This window comes from Rhizobium sp. PAMB 3174, from assembly GCF_052908375.1.
In genome coordinates this window covers 2,959,301-2,979,241 of record NZ_CM128608.1, presented here as the reverse complement: position 1 = coordinate 2,979,241, position 19,941 = coordinate 2,959,301, and the positions used below count along the sequence as shown (strand labels likewise).

Sequence of the window (19,941 nt, the reverse complement as noted above, 5' to 3'; positions counted from 1 at the left end):
CCTACTGCTTCATCGCCACGGCCGGCATGACGGCCTGCGGAATGCCGGCAGGCTCGAACACGGCGACGTCGATGCCGTGCTCATTGACGATGACCGCGCTGCCGCCGGGGATTTCCATCCAGGTGTCGGCTTCGTCGTTCAGCGGCTCCGATACGAGGCAGTAGCCCTTGCCGCCGGCCATTGGGGCGGCATAGAGCGTCGGCGCCTTCTGGTCGGTCGCATAGCGCACCGCATAGAGGCTCTTGCCATCCGAAAATGCCGCGGTGAACCGCACGAGCGCCTCGCCGATCAGCGCCATCGACTGCTGCTCGACAAGAGTGATCGCATCGCTTATGGCCGCCAGCGGATCGTTCTGCAGCCCGAACTGCATCGCCAGCAGGAACAGGAGTTCCGAATCGGTGGAGCCGGCGCGGGCACAGTAGAGTTCGTCGTCCAGCGCGGTCTCGAGCTTGCGGCGCAGGCGATCGAACCCGCCGATCTGGCCGTTGTGCATGAAGGACCAGCGTCCGTTGACGAATGGATGGCAATTGACGCGCTGCGTGCCGCCGGTCGTCGAGGCCCGGACATGGGCGAGAAAAAGCGGCGAGCGGATCTGCCGGGCAATGCTTTTCAGGTTGCAGTCGGACCAGGCCGGAAGAATGTCGCGGAAGCGGCCGGGCTCGGGATGGTCGCCGTACCAGGCAACGCCGAAGCCGTCGCCATTGGTCGCCGTTTTCGCCTGTGTCGCGTGGTGGGACTGTTCGATCAGCGAATGCGCGGGCGAGGAAACGATTTCTTCCAGATAGAGGGGTTCCCCCCGATAGGCTGCCCAGCGACACATGAATTGATGTCTCCAAATAAGATGGCGAATATGGCCTGTTCTGAAACGATAGCGCGAAAATGTTTAAGGGCGATTCAATGCCCCAAGCTTGCGTAGGCGCGCATTGTGGCGCGATTGCGGGTGAAAATGGCCCGCAAGCCTTTCCCGCATGAATTGTGAACAGTCCGTCCTTGGTGACCCTCCTGCGCTGGAGACCAATCGTCGCTATATTGGCGTCAACTTGGAAAACAGCGAGGAGATGAGATATGTCTATCCGCCCCGTAAAGCATGAAAGCGTCGCCGTGCCCGCCATGGAAGGCGCCGGCGTCAAACTGCACCGCGTCTTCGGCTTCGGCGATCCGTCGATGACCGACCCTTTCCTGATGATGGACGACTTCCGCAACGACCGTCCGGAGGATTTCATCCGCGGTTTCCCGTGGCATCCGCATCGCGGCATCGAGACGATCACCTATGTGCTGGCCGGCACCGTCGAGCACGGCGACAGCCTCGGCAACACCGGTACGCTCGGCGCCGGCGACGTCCAGTGGATGACGGCGGGTTCCGGCATCATGCACCAGGAAATGCCGAAGGGCGATTTCGCCGGCAAGATGCACGGCTTCCAGCTGTGGGCAAACCTGCCGTCGTCCCTGAAGATGACCGCGCCGCGCTATCAGGACATCAAGGGCGCCGAGATCCCCGTCGTTATCGATGACGACGGCACGGCCGTCCGGGTGATCACCGGCGATTTCTGGGGCAAGCAGGGTCCGGTCGACGGCATCGCCGCCGAACCCGTCTACCTCGACATCTCCGTGCCGCCGGGCAAGCGCAAGACCTTCCCGATCGATACCTATCGCTCGGCCTTCGCCTACATCTTTGCCGGTTCAGGCACTTTCCGCGATGCCTCGAAGCCGTTCGGCGTCAAGGTGGAGAAGGAGTTCCAGGGCGAGGAGCTGAATATCCGCGACATGTCCGGAAACCGAACCCTTGTGGTGTTCGACACCGGTGACGAAGTCACGGTCCAGGCCGGCGAGAAGGGCATCCGCTTCCTGCTGGTGTCCGGCAAGCCGATCCAGGAGCCGGTCGCCTGGCACGGGCCGATCGTCATGAACACGCGCGAGGAACTGATGCAGGCCATGCGCGAACTGCAGAACGGCACGTTCATCAAGCCCGCGCACTGAGATAGCTCACGGATCGACAAAGAACGGCTCCGGCGTCAACGCCGGAGCCGTCGTGTTTTCAGTCAGCCTTTGAACACGACCTTGCCCTTGCGGCCGGGAACCATGCTCGCCTTGGCGGCAGCCGCACCCTCCGTCAGGTCGAAGGTTTCCTCGACCGGCAGCTTCAACTCACCCCTGGCCGCCAGCGTCAGAAGCTCGCCGACCATTGCAGCAAACTCCTCCGGCTTGGTACGGGCGCTGCGCTTTGCCGCCCAGAAGCCGGTCACCGTCGCCTGCTTGAAGATGACGTCGCCGGAACCGATCTCCATGGCGCCGCCGCTCATCGTGCCGAAGGTCATCAGCGTGCCGCCTTCGCCGAGAAGCTTCATCAGCTGTCCGCTTTCCTTGCCGCCGACCGAGTCGATTGCCGCCTTGATCGAGGCCTCGCCGGCAATCGCGCGCACCTGATCCATCCAGTCGGTGTCGCTGGTCGACACGGTCTTGTCGATGCCGAGTTCCGCCAGTTCGGCGATGCCTTCCTTGCGGCGCACGATGTTGATCACGTTGATGCCGCGCGACTGGCAGATCATCGCCACCGTCTTGCCGACGGCGCCGGTCGCCGCGTTCTGGATCAGCCAGTCTCCCTTCTCGAGATGAAGGTCCTCGATCGCCATGACCGAGCTGATCGGCATGGCGACAAGCTGGCAGCCGATCTCGTCGCTGACCGAATCCGGCAGCGGCACCGCGCGGGCGGCAGGCATGACGAAATACTCCGCCCAGCTTTCGGTGAGCCCGGCACCCATGACCCTCTGGCCGATCTTCAGTTGGGTCACGCCTTCGCCAAGGGCATCAACGATACCCATCGCCTCCGTGCCGCCGACCGCCGGCAGTTCCGGCTTGACGCCATACTCGCCGCGAACGGTCCACAGATCATGATTGTGGATGGGCGAGAGCCGCATCTTCACCCGGATTTCTCCGGCCGCAGGTTCGGGCATAGAGCGCTCGCCGGCCGTCAGAACCTCGGAAGGGTTGCCATAGGTTTTGTATTCAACGACTCGCATCATGAGGCCTTCCTCTTTTTTTGTTTTCATCGTTGGGGTCAACTTAGGCGGCTTCCCGTGAAAGGAAAGCCACCGCCGGTATTTGTTCGACCCTTCCGTAACTGTTTGAGATTGAAGATTCTCTCTGCCGCCACATTGACCTTCCCCGTTCTTCCAATATCTTCGGTTGAACGAATTGCGCATGGCGCTGATCTCGACCGGCTGGACGACCCGCTGTCCCGCCGGTGCGACGGGTGGGGACAAGCGGGCAGGAGGCAGCATGCTCGACGAATTCAAATCATTCATTGCCCGCGGCAATGTCATGGATCTCGCCGTCGGCGTCATCATCGGCGGCGCATTCGGCAAGATCGTATCTTCGCTTGTCGACGATATCATCATGCCGATCATCGGTGCCATCACGGGCGGCATCGACTTTTCGAACTATTTCTTGCCGTTGAGCGCCAACGTCAATGCGACGACGCTGACCGCCGCCAGGGAACAGGGAGCGGTTTTCGCCTACGGCAACTTCATCACGGTCGTCCTCAACTTCATCATTCTTGCCTGGATCATCTTCCTGATGGTCAAGTTCGTGAACCGGATCCGCATCAAGGAAGAACAGAAGCCGGCCCCGGCTGCGCCGCCGCCGGCAGACGTTCAGTTGCTGACGGAAATCCGCGACCTGCTCAAGAAGGACTGACGCGGCCGGCGCGCTTTGGCGCATCACCGGAATCGATTGGTGCCTCAAACAATGGAATGGGATTTCCCCTTCCTGCTCGGATAAAAGGGCGTTCACACTGACCTGGACGCCCTTTGCTATTGTGGTGAATGCATGACCTTTCTTGAAAGCCTCAGCCCTCGCTCCCTTGCCGCTCCGCAGAGCGGCATCGTCGAAGTGGTCAATTATGCCCGCGGCCGCGATGGCCTCATCCCCCTCTGGGTTGGCGAGGGCGATCTGCCGACGCCGGACTTCATTTCGGATGCGGCTGCCGCAGCCCTGAAAGCCGGGGAAACCTTCTACACCTGGCAACGCGGCATCCCCGAACTGCGCCAGGCGCTCGCCGATTATTACGGCCGCCATTTCGGCACCAACCTCGGCCCGCAACATTTCTTCGCAACCGGCTCCGGCATGCAGGCCATCAAGCTCTGCGTCGAGGCGTTGACCTCGCCGGGCGACGAAATGCTGTATTTCACACCGGCATGGCCCAACATCGCCGCCGCACTCACGGTCTCCGGCGCAAAGGCGGTCGGCGTGCCCCTGCATTTCGGCGACGGCCGCTGGTCCGTCGATCTCGCCCAGGTCGAGGCAGCGATCACGCCGCGCACCCGTGCGATTTTCGTCAATACGCCGTCGAACCCGACCGGCTGGGCGGCGAGCGAAGAAGACCTGCGCAACATTCTGGCGCTGGCCCGCAAGCATGGCCTCTGGATCATGGCGGACGAAATCTACGCGCTGTTCTTCTACGCCGGCGGCCGAGCGCCGTCCTTCCTCGATGTGATGGATCCGGAAGACCGGATCGTCTTCGTCAATTCCTTCTCCAAGAACTGGTGCATGACCGGCTGGCGTGTCGGCTGGATCGTCGCACCGCCGGAAATCGGCCAGGTCCTGGAAAACCTGATCCAGTATTCCACCTCGGGCGTCGCGCCCTTCATGCAGCGTGGCGCTGTCGCAGCCCTGAATAAGGGCGACGACTTCATCCGCTCCAATATCGAGCGGGCGACGGTCTGCCGCGATCTTCTCTGCGATACGCTGATTGCCACAAACCGGGTGCAGACACTGAAGCCTGAGGGCGCCTTCTATGCCTTCCTGAAGTTCGACGGCATCAAGGACGTGCGCGCCGCCGCCATCGACATCGTCGACAAGACGGGCGTCGGCCTGGCACCGGGCACGGCGTTCGGCGCCGGCGGCGAAAGCTTCCTGCGCGCCTGCTTCCTGCGCAATCCGGATCATATCCGCGAAGCCGGCGCACGGCTGGCGGACTACATCTCAAAGCTCTGACGGGGGTGCCGGACCGGCATCCAGTTTGACAACAGCTTCATTGCTTAAGGTCGATACCGGAAAACTGTATCGACCGGGCGATGGGGCATGTCTGCGTTGGAAATTGCAAGACGAATTGACGGGCTGATGCCGGCATGCGGCGTCCGGTCCGGGAGCAGGGCATGAAGGCGGTCATTCTCGCCGGCGGGCTCGGCACACGCATCTCCGAAGAAACGCATCTGCGCCCGAAGCCCATGGTCGAGATCGGCGGCCGGCCGATCCTCTGGCACATCATGAAGCTCTACCATGGCTATGGCATCAGCGACTTCATCATCTGCTGCGGCTTTCGCGGCTATGTGATCAAGGAATATTTCGCCAATTACGGCCTGCACATGTCGGACATCACCTTCGACCTGGAGCGCAACCAGCTGCAGTTCCACCGCAAATATGCGGAGAACTGGCGGGTGACGCTGGTCAATACCGGCGAGGAAACCATGACCGGCGGCCGCCTGAAGCGCGTCGCCTCCTATCTGGAAGGCGAGGAGGCCTTCTGCTTCACCTATGGCGACGGCGTCAGCGACGTCGACATCGCCGAGACGATCCGTTTCCACAAGAGCCACGGCCGGCTGGCGACGGTGACCGCCGTCCGCCCGCCCGCCCGCTACGGCGCGCTGAAGCTCGACGGCGACAGCGTCGACGGCTTTGTCGAAAAGCCGGAAGGCGAGGGCGGCTTCATCAATGGCGGCTTCTTCGTCCTCTCGCCCAAGGTCATCGACCGCATCGAGGGCGATCATCAGCCCTGGGAATCCGAACCGCTGATGAGCCTCGCCAGCGACGGCGAGCTGAAGGCCTTCTTCCATCACGGTTTCTGGCAGCCGATGGACACGCTGCGCGACAAGAACCAGCTGGAAGCCATGTGGGCAAGCGGCAAAGCGCCCTGGAAGAACTGGTAGGCGATGGCAGGCCGGTTCGCAGTCACCAAGACGCCGCTGGAGGGACTGCTTGTGCTGGAGCGCAAGCGGCTCGGCGACGAGCGCGGCTATCTGACCCGGCTCTTCTGCGCCGATGAACTGGCCGAGTGCGGCTGGGATGGCCCGGTGGCCCAGGTCAACGAGACCGGCACAACCGAGGCCGGTACGGTGCGCGGCATGCATTATCAGAATCCGCCGCATGCGGAGATCAAGATCGTCACCTGCACGCGCGGCGCGGTCCTCGATGTCGTCGTCGACATTCGCCGCGGCTCGCCGACGTTTCTGAAACACCATGCCGTCGAACTGTCGGAGGAAAACGCCCGTTCGCTCATGATCCCGCGCGGCTTTGCCCACGGGTTCCAGACGCTGAGCGATGACGTGCGCATGGTCTACCTGCATTCCGCCGCCTACAGCGCGGAAGCCGAAGGCGGTCTCGACTGCCGGGACGCGGCACTTGGCATCGACTGGCCGCTGCCGATCCGCAATCTGTCGCCGCGCGATGCGGGCCATCCGCCGCTTGGGCCCGAGTTTCAGGGAGTGATCGTATGAAGTGCCGCCATTGCGGGTCTGAAAGCCTGTCGCCATTCCTGGATCTCGGCACGGCCCCGCCGTCTAATTCTTATGTGACCAAGGCGGGGCTCGGAGAACCTGAGTCCTGGTATCCGCTGGTCATCCGCGTCTGCGAGGCATGCCTCCTCGTCCAGACCGAGGATTTCGCCGGTCGCGAGGTCTTCTTCTCGGAAAACTACGCCTATTTCTCCTCTTTCTCCACGTCCTGGCTGGCGCACGCCAAATCCTATGTCGAGGCCATGGCGTCGCGCTTCGATCTGGGGCCGCAGTCGAGGGTCGTCGAGGTTGCCGCCAATGACGGCTACCTCCTGCAATATGTCAAGGAAAAGGGCATCGCCTGCCTGGGCGTCGAGCCGACATCGAGCACGGCTGCCGCCGCCCGCAAGAAAGGCATCGAGATCGTCGAGGAATTCTTCGGCGTGCCTCTGGCCGAAAAGCTTGCGGCCGACGGCTGGCAGGCCGACCTGACGGCCGCCAATAATGTGCTGGCGCATGTCCCGGACATCAATGACTTCGTCTCCGGCTTCGCCCGCATCCTGAAGCCGACCGGCGTCTCCACCTTCGAATTCCCGCATCTCCTCAACATGGTCGCCGAGAGCCAGTTCGATACGGCTTATCACGAACACTATTCCTACCTCTCGCTGACGGCGGTCGTCGGTATCTTCGAAAAGAACGGCCTGACTGTCTTCGACGTCGAGACCACGCCCTGGCATGGCGGCAGCCTGCGGGTCTTCGCCTGCCGGTCTGACGGTGTTGCCCGACCGGTCTCTCCGAATGTCGCGGCCATGCTGGCGGCGGAAGAAAAGGCCGGCATGCGCGGCATGGGCTACTATGCCGGCTTCCAGGAGCAGGCCCAGCGCGTGCGCAATGATTTCCTGTCCTTCCTGATCGACTGCCAGCGCCAGGGCCTGACGGTTGCCGCCTACGGCGCTGCCGCCAAGGGCAACACGCTGATGAATTTCGCAGGCATCAAGCCGGACTTGCTGCCGTTCGTCGTCGATCGCAATCCCGCCAAGCAGGACATGTTCATGCCCGGCAGCCGGATTCCGATCGTCTCCGAAGATGTGCTCAAGGCACGCAAACCTGAAAGGGTGGTCATCCTGCCATGGAATCTCAAGACCGAAATCGAGAACCAGCTTTCGTATATCAAAGACTGGGGTGGGAGGTTTGTGACGGCGGTGCCGGAACTGACGGTGCATGGGTGAAGCGCCCGGAATTGGACGCCACCAAAGTGGAAGCGGACGATCGCGTGAAAGCACCGGCCAAGGCCTGCTCGCACAACAAGACGTAAGAAAGACAGAGGAAAACAGACGATGACGACGCCGAGATATTCGATCTGTGTTCCCTCGCGGAACCGCCAGTTCTATTTCCAGAACCTGATTGCCGCGCTGGCGAAGAGCGAGCGCACCGACGTGCAGTTCGTCCTCGCCGACAATTCGGACGAGCCGGAGATCATGAACACGTTCATGCAGGCCTATGCCGGCGACCCGCGCATCGTCTATCTGCCGTCGGAAGACCGGACGCTGGCGATGGTCGACAACTGGGAACGGACCATGGAGGCGGCCACCGGCGACTGGATCACCTTCATCGGCGACGACGACTATGCCGACCCGGACTTCGCCGAGCTGGCCGCAAAGCTTGCAGAGAACGATCCGACCATCGACGCTCTCTGCTGGAGCTCCACCGCCTATATGTGGCCGTCGGAAAGCCGTGGGAAGATCGGTGTCTTCGTGCCGGCAGAGGCCTATGTCGTCAAATATCCGCGCGACGAGCTGCAGCGGCGCATGTTCGGCTGGAACGGCGCGACGCATACGCCATCCGCCGGCTTTTCCGTCTATCATTCGGCGATTTCGCGCAGGCTCATGGACCGGATCAAGGCCACCTTTGGCGGCCGCTATTTCGAGCATCCGGTGGTCGATTACGACAATGCCTTCAAGGTGATCGCGATTGCCGACAACTTCGCCTTCAGCCGGCGTCCGTTTTCGGTCATGGGCAGCTGCCCGAAGAGCAACTCCAACGGCTGCGTCGACTTCTCGGACTTCAGGAAAAAGACGGAGGTCTTCATCGCGGAGGCCGGACGGGACTATCTGACCACCGACGGGTTGGGCGGCTTTCCGTTCAAGAGCATGCTCGGAACCTCGGCGACCATTCTCGAGACACAGCACTGGTTCAAGGAAACCTACAAGCGCCCGCATAACGGCTGGGAGATCAACTTCGCCAAGGCGGCTGCGAAGGATGTAGAAAAGTACCAGGATCGCGAGATGTTCGATCTGGCGGTGAGCGCCTACGCGGCTGCGTTCAAGGCCTGGAAGGGCGGCAAATATGCCGCGCACTTCGCGCCGAAATTCAAGCCGCAGGTCAGCCCGGAATTCGTCGTGACGTCGGGCTTCACCGAGAATGGCTTCTACATCGACCAGGACATTGCCGGCACGGATTCCGCCGCCGGTATATTCGACGTCATCCGCGCTCTGGTGCGCCCGGCTGACCAGATGGAAGTCCCGGAGGGCGGGCTGAAGTTCTTCTGGGATGCACTCACGCAGGAGCAGCGCGCCCGCCGCGCCTGACGCTGTATCGGCCGGGAAGCGGGTCGGTCAGACCCGCTTCAGGAAGCCGTCCGGCCCGGCGGAGAAGACGATCTTGTGCTCGATCGTCTTGTCGATCTCGAAGTTGAGCGGGCTGCCGTCGGCGGCTGTCCGGCCTTCGTTAGCAACGCGCTTCATGTATTCCCAGACGGCGGTCTTCGGATTGTCGCCCTTGCCCCAGGGCCTGTTCGGCGACAGTTCGTCGGGATAGTCCTCGACCACCGTATCCCACACGACGCAATAGGAGCCCTTGGTCGTCAGCGGTGCGTAGTGCTCCAGCTCTTCCAGCACGTGGTCGTGGGTGTGGTTGGAATCGAGGAAGACCATCACCCGCTCGTAGCCTTCGGCCGCCGCCTTCACCTGGTCAACGATCTCCTGAGCGATGGACGAGCCCTGGAACATCTGGATCTTGTGGCTCAGCGGATGCGCCTCGATTGCCTTGCGGTTGTGGGCGCGGATGTCGATGTCGACGCCGATGACCTTGCGCTTCGATGCCTTCGGATCGAGCGTCGTGCCCTGTTCGACGGCGTCGCAGTAGTCGAGCATGGCGAGCATGGAAGCGCTCATGATCAGCGAACCGCCATGGGCGATGCCGGTCTCGATGATGAGATCCGGACGGCAGGCCCAGACGAGTTCCTGGGTGGCGTAGAGATCCTGCGGGATCTGGATCACCGGACGGCCGAGCCAGGAGAAGTTGTAGGGATAGCGATGACGGACGGATTCGCGCATCCAGATGTTGGAGAGACCAAGAAAGTCCCGGTCGTTCCCGATCTCTTCGATGCTCTTGGCAACCGACTGGCGGAATTCTTCGATCGGATCCATGTTTCCCTCGGCGTCCTGATTCCCTTGCCGACACTCTATGCGAAGCGGGTTTCCTTTGGCGAGCGCTGCGGTTAGTTTTCCCACGAACTAATCCATCGGGAGCATTCATGGCGCGCATTCTGTTGACGGGCGGATCGGGTTTTGTCGGACGGCAGGTCGCAGCCGCGCTCCAGGCTCAGGGCCACGAGCTGGTCCTCGTCCTGCGGCCCGACAGCAGTGCCCGCATCGCCGGGATCGCGGCTTCAGCCCGCGTGGTCGAGACCGCGGATCTCTTTGCCGAAAGCCTGGAGTGGTGGCAAAAAGCCTGTGATGGCGTCGAAGTCGTCGTTCATGCCGCCTGGCATGTGGTGCCCGGGCAGTTCTATTCCTCGCCGGTCAACTTCGATTGCGTATCCGGCAGCCTGACGCTCGCGCAGGGCGCAGTGGACGCGGGCGTGAGGCATTTCGTGGGCGTCGGCACCTGCATGGAATACCGGTTGCCCTCGGAGCATCTGGAGGTGACGGCGCCGCTGGAGCCGTCGAATGTCTATTCTGCCGCGAAGCTCGGCCTATATCAGATGCTCCAGCACTATTTCGCCGCTAACGGGACAGCCTTCTCGTGGTGCCGCCTGTTTCATCTCTATGGCGAGCACGAGAGTCCGGGTCGACTGGTGCCCTACCTGCGGGCGCAGCTGGAGGCCGGCGAGGTCGCGAAGCTTTCGGCCGGAACGCAGATCCGGGACTTCCTCGATGTTGCGGAGGCGGGTCGCATGATCGCCCGCGTGGTCGAGAGCGGCCAGCCCGGACCTGTCAACATCTGTTCCGGTCGTCCGGTGACGATCCGGCAGATGGCGGAACGCATTGCCGACGAATACGGCCGACGCGACCTGCTGGAGTTCGGTACGGCGCCGCCGCATCCCGCCGATCCGCCGGCAATCGTCGGTGTTCCCAATCTGCAGATTTGATGAGGACTTTCAGCCGACGTCGAGAAACGCCTGTTCCTCGCGCGGCGTAAGTGCCTTGCCGGTGACCACCTTGATCGCCGAGAGAACGCCGTTGGCCGCTGCATAGAATTCCTGCGCGGTGACGGCATTGCCGAGGAAGCGGTCGGCGAGCAGAACCTGTCCCTGCACGCCCCGTCGCCTGTCTGGCCTCGGCATGGGGTTGTATTCGGGCGCGAAGGCCTGGGCGAAACGCCCGTCGCCACAACGGGCGAGAGCCTCGCGATACGCCGCCACCTTCACGTCGAACGCGGCCCGGTCATGGGTCTTCATGCAGTCGATCAGGCAGGCGCGGATGAAGTCCTCGCCGAAGCCATTCCAGGGGCTGCCGAGATCGGTGAGCAGCCGCGCCTGGATGTCGGCGATCGCCGCCGTCACGCCGATGCCGGCATTGAAGGGAAAGCCTTCGAGCGGCGAGGGTATGGCCAGCGGCTGATAGGGTCTGAAGTCGACAGCCGAAAGCGGCCGGTAGCTGAGCGCCATCTGCTCGGAGAACATCAGCACACGGGCAGACCATTCATATTGCGGAAGCGGAGTGAGCCAGCTCAATGGTCCCGAATTGGCGAGAATGGTCTCGAGCAGTGTCCGTTTGATCGCGCCATGGAACAGGCCGAAGGGCATGGTGGGCGTATCATGCGCGCCGGCCCACAGGAAGAACGCCTGCAGCATCGGCGTTTTGTCCATCGCCGTAATATGGTGCTGACGGGGGATGGCGATCGATGCCGCCACATCGCGCGGGTGGCTGGCGTCGATCTGGAAACTGTTCCAGCCAAGCGCGTCGGTTCCAGGAAGCGCCCGATCGAGATAGGCAAGCACATCGGCGAGATCCGGCTCGATCATGTCGCCGGGCCTGACCAGTGTCAGCCATTCGCCGGTGACCGCCGCCACCGTGCCGATCCACAGATTGGCCGCGGAAATGTTCTCCGGTGCGCTCGGCAGGATGACGAGGCGCGGGTCGCGGGCGGCAATGTCGTGCAGCTCGACGGCCGCATCGCAGCTATCCATGTAGGGGGCAACGATGATTTCGAGGTCGGCATCGGGCTTTGCAAGCAGGCTCTGGACAAGGTGAAGCGGCGGAGAATAGCCCGGTTCGACGGGTATGCAGATCGAAAGCTTCGGCATGGCTCATCATCGCCGTCCGGACACGGCGCCCCAGTTCATCACGTCCTGTCTAGAAAACCAAACTTGACCGAACCTGTGCTGCGGGGCTGTCAGGCGGCTCAGCCGCCTGCCTGCTGGGCCAGCTGATAGACCATGGTGCAGCGATTGCCGGAGGCGCAATAGGCCAGCACCGGTCCTTCGGCCTCGCGGAGAATCTGTTTCAACTGCTTCGCCGCGTCGACCGGCATCGAGCCCGGCACGACCGGCAGATAATGGGCCTTCAGGTTGCGGGCTTCTGCGGCGGCCCGGATCTCGTCGAAGGCCGGCTGGAAGAAACCTTCGCGGTCGGGACGCATGCAGACGATGGCGACGTAGCCTGCTTCGGCGATGGCGGGAATATCGGCCTGCTTGATCTGGCCTGTGACGGCAAAACTGTTATCGATCGACCGGATGCTCATGGGGTCTTTCCTTTGGTCTGGGAGCGGAACTGAATATACATATGAAAAACAATATGTAAAAATCAAGGCGCAAACCGAAAACGCCCCGGTCACGAGGACCGGGGCGCCGAAAGCGACCTGCAATTGGCGGGCTCATCAGTCGATCAGATTGACCAGCTTGCTGATCGAATCCCGGGCATCACCGTAGAACATGCGGGTGTTGTCCTTGTAGAACAGCGGGTTTTCGATGCCGGAATAGCCGGTACCCTGGCCGCGCTTCGACACGAACACCTGCTTGGCCTTCCACACTTCCAGAACCGGCATGCCGGCGATCGGCGAATTCGGGTCTTCCTGTGCGGCCGGATTGACGATGTCGTTCGAGCCGATGACGATGACGACGTCGGTCTGCGGGAAGTCCTCGTTGATCTCGTCCATTTCCATAACGATGTCGTAGGGGACCTTGGCTTCCGCCAGCAGCACGTTCATGTGGCCGGGCAGGCGTCCGGCGACCGGGTGGATCGCGAAGCGAACCTCCTTGCCGCTCGCGCGCAGCTTGCGGGTAAGGTCGGAGACCGCGCCCTGGGCCTGGGCGACGGCCATGCCGTAACCCGGAACGATGATGATGCTGTCGGCATCGTTGAGCGCCGCTGCGACCCCTTCGGCATCGATGGCGATCTGCTCGCCCTCGACTTCCATCGCCGGACCTTTCGAGCCGCCGAAGCCGCCGAGGATGACCGAGATAAAGGAGCGGTTCATGGCCTTGCACATGATGTAGGACAGGATGGCGCCCGACGAGCCGACCAGCGCGCCGACGACGATCAACAGGTCGTTCGACAGCGAGAAGCCGATGGCCGCCGCCGCCCAGCCCGAATACGAGTTCAGCATCGAGACGACGACCGGCATGTCCGCGCCGCCGATACCCATGATCAGGTGGTAGCCGATGAACAGGGCGGCGAGCGTCACGACGACGATCGCCAGCGTCGAGCCGGACGAGAGATAGACGAACAGCATGACGAGGGAGAGGATCGCCGCGGCCGCATTCAGGGCATGGCCGCCCGGCAGCTTCTTCGCCTTGCCATCCACCTTGCCGGCAAGCTTGCCGAAGGCGATGACCGAGCCGGTGAAGGTCACGGCGCCGATGAAGATGCCTAGGAAGGTCTCGACGCGCAGGATGTTGATTTCGACTGGGCTCTTGTGCGCGATGACGGCGGCAAAGCCGGTGAGCGCATGGCGGGCCGTCTCATCCATGCCGGCAAGGCGGATGAGCTCGATATGCGTGTTGAAGCCGATCAGCACCGCGGCGAGGCCGACGAGCGAATGCATGGCGGCGACGAGCTGCGGCATTTCCGTCATCTGAACGCGCTGCGCCACAACCCAGCCGATCGCGCCGCCGATGACGATCATGATCAGCGACAGCAGCCAATTGCCCGCCCCCGGACCATAAAGCGTCGCGAGAACTGCGAGGCCCATGCCGACAATGCCGTACCAGACGGCGCGCTTGGCGCTTTCCTGTCCCGAAAGTCCGCCCAGCGACTGGATGAAGAGGACGGCTGCGACCACATAGGCCGCCGTGGTAAATCCGTATTCCATGGCTCAAGCCCTCCCCATCACGACTTCTGGAACATGGCGAGCATGCGCCGGGTGACCATGAAGCCACCGAAAATATTGATCCCCGCCATGAAGACGGAGAGCGCGCCGAGCACCGCCACCAGCACGCTTCCCGAGCCGATCTGCATCAGCGCGCCGAGAATGATGATGGAGGAGATGGCGTTCGTGACCGCCATCAGCGGCGTGTGCAGCGAATGCGACACGTTCCAGATCACCTGGAAGCCGACGAAGCAGGAGAGCACGAAGACGATGAAGTGCGACATGAAGCTTGCCGGCGCGAAATAACCGGCGAGAAGGATCAGCGCACCACCGACGACCAGGAGGCTCACCTGCTGGCGCGTTGCCTTCTTGAAGGCGGCTGTTTCGGCCGCGCGCTTTTCCTCGGGCGTCAGCTCCTTGGCCTTCTCCTTCGGCTTCTGCGCGGCGATCGCCTGGATCTTCGGCGGCGGCGGCGGGAAGGTGATCTCACCCTGGTAGGCGACCGTCGCTCCACGGATGACGTCGTCTTCCATGTTGTGGACGAGCTTGCCGTCCTTGGCCGGTGTCAGGTCCGTCATCATGTGGCGGATATTGGTGGAATAGAGCGTCGACGACTGCGCGGCCATGCGGCTCGGGAAGTCCGTGTAGCCGATGACGGTGACGCCGTTCTCGGAAACCACCTTCTGGTCGGCGACGGTCAGGTCGCAATTGCCACCGCGTTCGGCGGCAAGGTCGACGACGACCGAACCGGGCTTCATGGCGGCGACCATGTCGGCGAGCCAGAGCTTCGGCGCGTCGCGGCCGGGGATCAGCGCCGTGGTGATGACGATGTCGATCTCGGGCGCGATCTCGCGGAACTTCTTCAGCTGTGCTTCGCGGAATTCCGGCGAGGAGGGGGCTGCATAGCCGCCCGTCGCCGCACCGTCCTGGGCCGGGCCTTCGAAATCCAGGAAGACGAACTGGGCGCCCATGGATTCGATCTGCTCGGCCACTTCCGGGCGAACGTCGAAGGCATAGGTGATGGCGCCGAGCGAAACGCTGGTGCCGACGGCGGCAAGACCGGCGACGCCGGCGCCGATAACCAGAACCTTGGCCGGCGGGATCTTGCCGGCGGCAGTCACCTGGCCGGTGAAGAAGCGGCCGAAATTGTTGCCGGCCTCGATCACGGCGCGGTAGCCGGCGATGTTGGCCATCGACGAAAGCGCGTCCATCTTCTGGGCGCGCGAGATGCGCGGCACCATGTCCATGGCGATAACGTTCGCGCCGGTTGCGGAAGCGGCGTCCAGGAGATCCTTGTTCTGTGCCGGGTAGAAGAAGGAAATCAATGTCTTGCCGGCGGAAAGGCGGGCGACTTCATTCGTCTCCGGCGGCCGCACCTTGGCGATGACGTCCGCCTTCGCGAAAAGCGCTTCGGCGTTCTCGACGACGGTCACGCCGGCATTGGCGTAGGTCTCGTCGGAAAAGCCGGCGGCTTTGCCCGCGCCGGTCTCGATCACGCACTCATAGCCGAGCTTCTGCAGCTGCCTGGCACTGTCCGGTGTCATCGCAACGCGCGACTCCCCGGCAAAGGTCTCCTTGGGTGAGCCTATGTACATTGATTGTTGTCCTCCAAACCCTCTCGAAAAGCGGCTGACCGCTCCTGACGTCACCGCAGCCGAGCCGCGGATATCGTCGCCATGTCTTAGGGGCGAACCGCACGGTACGCAAGCTGTCGCATTCCAACAATTGGCCGGTTTTCGATCAAGTTTTGCCCAAATGCGACAAATTCAGGTTTGCAGGCGCCCCGCGCCGATTAGCGCGGCATGTCCCGACGGGGCATTCGCCCTCCGCCCGGTCAAATCCTCGACTTTCTGACCGTGCAAGATGCATTTCGTTAATCAGCCATTAAAGAATCTATGCGAGAACTGGCCATCGAATAAGCAAAGGCACGGGGCCGCCAATGCTTGTTCCGGGCCGCCGCGGAGCTATCCGCGCGGCCCTTTTTCGTTTGTGGGGGGCTGTAGCACGCCGCAGACGGAGGACACCATTCAAGGTGAGCGAACCGCCATGCGGGCACTAGCTCTGGCTTTGTCTGGAAGCTTGTCAGCAAAAATGGTGCTGCTAGAGAGATTTGAACTCTCGGCCTCTCCCTTACCAAGGGAGTGCTCTACCCCTGAGCTATAGCAGCTGATTGTGAAGCAGGTTGCTTCGTTCCTTGCGGTCGGGGCGGCTATTGCCACAGGTTTGGGGCGAGCGCAAGCTGCAAATTGCGCAACGGTGGACAAATTTGCTTCAGGTCGCCACTTTTGACAATTGCTGCAGTGCGGCTTTTGCATGGTGGCATATTTCGCTAGAACGGCGCCAGGACAGGCCGTCAAGCGGGTCGGGAGACGACCGTGATTGGAAGAATGAGGACGAATGCGCGTGTCTTCGAAGAATGCGAACGATGGTGAGAAACCTGTGAAAACCGCGGCCGAGCGGGCGGCGGAGCAGCGCAAGGCGCGCGCGGCGGCAAAGCTGCGGGAAAACCTGATGCGCCGCAAGACGCAGGCGCGTTCACGCCGGGCGGGCGATGCCGATGAGACGGACGGGCTTCCCGCCGTAAAATCGGACGAATCGTGACGGACAACCGTGCCGCTTTCAATTGAATGCGCGGACTTAATCATCTAAAGACCCATCCCAATCTTTTATGAATAGGAAAGGCGGGCACGAAAATCGGCCCGTAGGTTTACATGGATCGCATCAGGATCATCGGCGGCAATCCGCTTAACGGAATAATCCCGATCTCGGGCGCCAAGAACGCTGCACTGCCGCTCATGATCGCCTCGCTCCTGACCAGCGATACGCTGACACTCGAGAATGTCCCGCATCTGGCTGATGTCGAGCAGCTGATGCGCATCCTCGGCAATCACGGCGTCGACATCGCCGTCAATGGCCGCCGCGAAAGCCAGGGCGAGACTTATTCCCGCACCATCCATTTCACCTGCCGCACCGTCGTCGATACGACCGCGCCCTATGATCTCGTGTCCAAGATGCGCGCCAGCTTCTGGGTGATCGGCCCGCTGCTCGCCCGCGAAGGCCAGGCCCGCGTCTCTCTTCCGGGCGGCTGCGCCATCGGCACGCGGCCGGTCGACCTCTTCATCGAGGGCCTGACGGCGCTCGGTGCCGAAATGGAAATCGATAGCGGCTACATCAATGCCAAGGCGCCGAAGGGCGGCCTGGTTGGCACCCGCTACACCTTCCCGAAGGTGTCCGTCGGCGCCACCCATGTGATGATGATGGCCGCGTCGCTCGCACGCGGCACGACGGTGATCGGCAATGCGGCCCGCGAGCCGGAAGTCGTCGATCTTGCCAACTGCCTGAATGCCATGGGCGCCAAGATCACCGGGCAGGGCACCTCGACGATCACGATCGAAGGCGTCACTTCGCTGTCCGGCGCACGCCACCGCGTCCTGCCTGACCGAATCGAGACGGGCACTTACGCCATGGCGGTCGCCATGACCGGCGGCGACGTCACGCTCGAAGGCACCAATGCGCATCTCCTCGATACCGCGCTTGAAGCGATCCGCCGCGCCGGCGCCGAGGTCACCGAGACGGCATCGGGCATCCGCGTGGTGCGCAATGGCGGCGGCATCAAGCCGGTCGACGTGGTCACCGATCCCTATCCGGGCTTCCCGACCGACCTGCAGGCGCAGTTCATGGGGCTGATGACGCGGTCGTCCGGCGTCTCGCACATCACCGAGACCATTTTCGAAAACCGCTTCATGCATGTGCAGGAGCTGGCCCGCCTCGGCGCGCGGATCTCGCTCTCCGGCCAGACCGCCAAGATTGAGGGCGTCCAGAAGCTGCGCGGCGCGCCGGTCATGGCGACCGATCTTCGCGCTTCGGTGTCGCTGGTCATCGCCGGCCTTGCCGCCGAAGGAGAGACCACCGTCAGCCGCGTCTATCACCTCGATCGCGGTTTCGAGCGGCTGGAAGAAAAGCTCACCAATTGCGGTGCCACCGTCGAGCGGGTCAGCGACTGATCCGCCGCCACATTTCCGCACCCGGCCGCCTCGTGCTGTTGCGGTTTGCGCCGCAGCATCCTATGTGCTTCGCTAACGGTAAGTGACACGATGGAAACCTTGCAATGAGCGAATTGAAGCTTCTGGCACTGGATGAGGACGACCTGAAGGTCATCTCCGCCTGCATGCAGGACGCGGTGTTCAAGATCGGCGACATGTCCTTCGAGGCGAAGGCCGGGCAGTTCACGCTGGCTGCCAACCGTTTCGTCTGGGAAGAAGAAACCAAGAGACGGAAGACGCATGAGCGCCGCCGCGCCGCCGTCGTCTTCAAGCGCGTCAAAGCCGTCCGGTCGATCGGCTTCGACCGCAAGGACAGAGACGGCGTTCTGTCGCTGCTCGCCATCCGCTATGAGCGGGACGGCGACGGGCCGGAAGGCTGGGTCGAGCTGACGCTTGCCGGCGGCGGATCGATCATGCTTCAGGTCGAGGTATTGGAGGCCCAGCTCGCCGATATCGGCGGCGCCTGGGAAACCGCGCGCAAGCCCTTCCATCCGGAAGCCGGCTGAGGCACGGTTCCCCTTGACGGGGGCTATTGGGGGATTGGCCGCCTTGCGGCCGGACATGAAAGGAAGACGACGTGGCAATCTGGCTTGAGCGCTCGGCGGCGGATTTCGAGGCGCGGTTTGCGGCCTTCCTGACGACCAAGCGCGAGGTCTCGCAGGACGTCAATGCCGTCGTGGCTCGTATCATCGCGGACGTGCAGGAGCGCGGCGACGAAGCCCTTGCCGATTATACCGCCCGTTTCGATGGCATCGACGTGAGGACCGTCGGTCTGGCCGTCACCGCCGCCGAAATCGACAAGGCTTACGGTGAAGTCGAGCCGGCCGTCATCGAGGCCCTGAAGCTTGCGGCCGAACGCATCGAAAAGCACCACAGCCGGCAACTGCCGAAGGACGATATCTACGAGGATGCGCTGGGCGTCGGCCTCGGCTCGCGCTGGACGGCGATCGAGGCGGTCGGCCTTTATGTTCCCGGCGGTACGGCGAGCTATCCGAGTTCGGTGCTGATGAACGCCATCCCGGCCAAGGTCGCCGGCGTCGAGCGCATCGTCATGGTCGTGCCGGCCAATGGCGGCAAGCTCAATCCCGCGGTTCTCGCCGCCGCCCGCATCGCCGGCGTTTCGGAAATCTACCGCATCGGTGGCGCACAGGCCGTTGCCGCACTGGCCTATGGTACGAAAACCATCGCGCCGGTCGCCAAGATCACCGGCCCCGGCAACGCCTATGTGGCGGCTGCCAAGCGCCAGGTGTTCGGTACCGTTGGCATCGACATGATCGCCGGCCCGTCGGAAGTCCTGGTGATCGCCGATCGCAACAATGATCCCGACTGGATCGCCGCCGACCTGCTGGCCCAGGCCGAGCACGATGCCGGCGCGCAGTCGATCCTGATGACCGATGACGCCGAATTCGGCAAGGCGGTCGAGGCTGCCGTCGAGCGGCAGTTGAAAACCTTGCCGCGCGGCGAGACGGCGGCCGCCAGCTGGCGCGATTTCGGCGCCATCATCGTTGTCGAGACGCTCGACCAGTCGCTGCCGCTTGCCAACCGCATTGCCGCCGAACATCTGGAACTTGCCGTTGATGATCCAGACCGGCTGCTGTCGGGTATCCGCAATGCTGGCGCCATCTTTGTCGGCCGCCATACGCCGGAGGTGATCGGCGATTATGTCGGCGGCTCCAACCACGTCCTGCCGACCGCGCGCTCGGCTCGCTTCTCGTCCGGCCTTTCGGTGCTCGACTACATGAAGCGCACGTCTATCCTGCGTTTGGGACCGGAGCAGCTTCGCGCGCTCGGGCCCGCCGCCATCACGCTTGCCGAATGCGAGGGGCTCGGCGCGCACGCCCGCTCGGTCGGCATTCGCCTCAATCTGGAGAGTTAGG

19 protein-coding genes and 1 tRNA gene are annotated in these 19,941 nt (G+C 62.9%); 12 read left to right on the top strand and 8 right to left on the bottom strand.

The window, feature by feature from the left end; translation table 11 throughout:
• Position 1: 1 nt before the first annotated feature.
• The gene (locus ACU5AY_RS14330; RefSeq protein WP_446825379.1) at positions 2-820 is read right to left on the bottom strand and encodes a class II glutamine amidotransferase; all 819 of its coding nucleotides are present in this window, start codon (positions 818-820) and stop codon (positions 2-4) included.
• Between the two features lie 245 nt (positions 821-1,065).
• Here ACU5AY_RS14330 and ACU5AY_RS14325 point away from each other — a divergent pair, with 245 nt between their 5' ends.
• On the top strand, positions 1,066-1,977 hold the full coding sequence (locus ACU5AY_RS14325; protein WP_446826715.1) for a pirin family protein: 912 nt from the start codon (positions 1,066-1,068) through the stop codon (positions 1,975-1,977).
• Positions 1,978-2,039: 62 nt separating this feature from the next.
• Here the strand turns inward: ACU5AY_RS14325 and ACU5AY_RS14320 are convergent, their stop codons facing one another.
• Positions 2,040-3,020: a zinc-binding dehydrogenase gene (locus tag ACU5AY_RS14320; protein WP_446826714.1), complete on the bottom strand. Its 981-nt coding sequence runs from the start codon at positions 3,018-3,020 to the stop codon at positions 2,040-2,042.
• Between the two features lie 256 nt (positions 3,021-3,276).
• On the opposite strand from ACU5AY_RS14320, the gene mscL reads away from it, so the two are divergent.
• The 6 genes from mscL to ACU5AY_RS14290 all read left to right on the top strand — a co-directional run bounded on the left by mscL (position 3,277) and on the right by ACU5AY_RS14290 (position 9,076).
• Positions 3,277-3,693, top strand: a complete 417-nt coding sequence (mscL, locus tag ACU5AY_RS14315; protein ID WP_446825947.1) for a large conductance mechanosensitive channel protein MscL — start codon at positions 3,277-3,279, stop codon at positions 3,691-3,693.
• 132 nt (positions 3,694-3,825) lie between these two features.
• Entirely contained in the window at positions 3,826-4,992 is a 1,167-nt protein-coding gene (locus tag ACU5AY_RS14310; protein ID WP_446826713.1) for a pyridoxal phosphate-dependent aminotransferase, read from the top strand.
• Between the two features lie 161 nt (positions 4,993-5,153).
• Positions 5,154-5,924: a glucose-1-phosphate cytidylyltransferase gene (rfbF, locus tag ACU5AY_RS14305; protein WP_446826712.1), complete on the top strand. Its 771-nt coding sequence runs from the start codon at positions 5,154-5,156 to the stop codon at positions 5,922-5,924.
• A 3-nt stretch (positions 5,925-5,927) separates the two neighbouring features.
• Complete coding sequence (locus tag ACU5AY_RS14300) at positions 5,928-6,491, top strand: dTDP-4-dehydrorhamnose 3,5-epimerase family protein (protein WP_446826711.1); 564 nt, start codon at positions 5,928-5,930, stop codon at positions 6,489-6,491.
• Positions 6,488-7,717, top strand: a complete 1,230-nt coding sequence (locus tag ACU5AY_RS14295) for a methyltransferase domain-containing protein (protein ID WP_446826710.1) — start codon at positions 6,488-6,490, stop codon at positions 7,715-7,717. The genes ACU5AY_RS14300 and ACU5AY_RS14295 overlap by 4 nt, the downstream gene beginning before the upstream one ends.
• Before the next feature lie 108 nt (positions 7,718-7,825).
• On the top strand, positions 7,826-9,076 hold the full coding sequence (locus ACU5AY_RS14290) for a glycosyltransferase family A protein (protein ID WP_446826709.1): 1,251 nt from the start codon (positions 7,826-7,828) through the stop codon (positions 9,074-9,076).
• A 27-nt stretch (positions 9,077-9,103) separates the two neighbouring features.
• On the opposite strand, the gene ACU5AY_RS14285 is transcribed toward ACU5AY_RS14290, so the two are convergent.
• On the bottom strand, positions 9,104-9,916 hold the full coding sequence (locus ACU5AY_RS14285) for a cephalosporin hydroxylase family protein (RefSeq protein ID WP_446826708.1): 813 nt from the start codon (positions 9,914-9,916) through the stop codon (positions 9,104-9,106).
• Positions 9,917-10,023: 107 nt separating this feature from the next.
• Between ACU5AY_RS14285 and ACU5AY_RS14280 the strand changes: the two genes are divergently transcribed.
• Positions 10,024-10,860, top strand: a complete 837-nt coding sequence (locus ACU5AY_RS14280; RefSeq protein ID WP_446826707.1) for an NAD-dependent epimerase/dehydratase family protein — start codon at positions 10,024-10,026, stop codon at positions 10,858-10,860.
• A gap of 9 nt (positions 10,861-10,869) precedes the next feature.
• Here the strand turns inward: ACU5AY_RS14280 and ACU5AY_RS14275 are convergent, their stop codons facing one another.
• From ACU5AY_RS14275 to ACU5AY_RS14255, 5 genes are all read right to left on the bottom strand, one after another.
• The gene (locus ACU5AY_RS14275; RefSeq protein ID WP_446826706.1) at positions 10,870-12,018 is read right to left on the bottom strand and encodes a hypothetical protein; all 1,149 of its coding nucleotides are present in this window, start codon (positions 12,016-12,018) and stop codon (positions 10,870-10,872) included.
• A 98-nt stretch (positions 12,019-12,116) separates the two neighbouring features.
• Complete coding sequence (locus ACU5AY_RS14270) at positions 12,117-12,455, bottom strand: TIGR01244 family sulfur transferase (RefSeq protein WP_446826705.1); 339 nt, start codon at positions 12,453-12,455, stop codon at positions 12,117-12,119.
• 135 nt (positions 12,456-12,590) lie between these two features.
• Positions 12,591-14,024, bottom strand: a complete 1,434-nt coding sequence (locus ACU5AY_RS14265; RefSeq protein ID WP_446826704.1) for an NAD(P)(+) transhydrogenase (Re/Si-specific) subunit beta — start codon at positions 14,022-14,024, stop codon at positions 12,591-12,593.
• Between the two features lie 17 nt (positions 14,025-14,041).
• Positions 14,042-15,616, bottom strand: a complete 1,575-nt coding sequence (locus ACU5AY_RS14260) for a Re/Si-specific NAD(P)(+) transhydrogenase subunit alpha (protein ID WP_446826703.1) — start codon at positions 15,614-15,616, stop codon at positions 14,042-14,044.
• Between the two features lie 497 nt (positions 15,617-16,113).
• A tRNA-Thr gene (locus ACU5AY_RS14255) sits at positions 16,114-16,188 on the bottom strand.
• 236 nt (positions 16,189-16,424) lie between these two features.
• Between ACU5AY_RS14255 and ACU5AY_RS14250 the strand changes: the two genes are divergently transcribed.
• The 4 genes from ACU5AY_RS14250 to hisD all read left to right on the top strand — a co-directional run bounded on the left by ACU5AY_RS14250 (position 16,425) and on the right by hisD (position 19,940).
• Positions 16,425-16,622, top strand: a complete 198-nt coding sequence (locus ACU5AY_RS14250) for a hypothetical protein (protein WP_446826702.1) — start codon at positions 16,425-16,427, stop codon at positions 16,620-16,622.
• 110 nt (positions 16,623-16,732) lie between these two features.
• The gene (gene murA / locus ACU5AY_RS14245) at positions 16,733-18,025 is read left to right on the top strand and encodes a UDP-N-acetylglucosamine 1-carboxyvinyltransferase (protein WP_446826701.1); all 1,293 of its coding nucleotides are present in this window, start codon (positions 16,733-16,735) and stop codon (positions 18,023-18,025) included.
• 104 nt (positions 18,026-18,129) lie between these two features.
• A complete protein-coding gene (locus ACU5AY_RS14240; protein ID WP_446826700.1) occupies positions 18,130-18,570 on the top strand; it encodes a DUF2948 family protein in 441 nt (146 codons plus the stop codon).
• A gap of 71 nt (positions 18,571-18,641) precedes the next feature.
• Entirely contained in the window at positions 18,642-19,940 is a 1,299-nt protein-coding gene (hisD, locus tag ACU5AY_RS14235; RefSeq protein ID WP_446826699.1) for a histidinol dehydrogenase, read from the top strand.
• The last annotated feature ends 1 nt before the right edge of the window (position 19,941 follow it).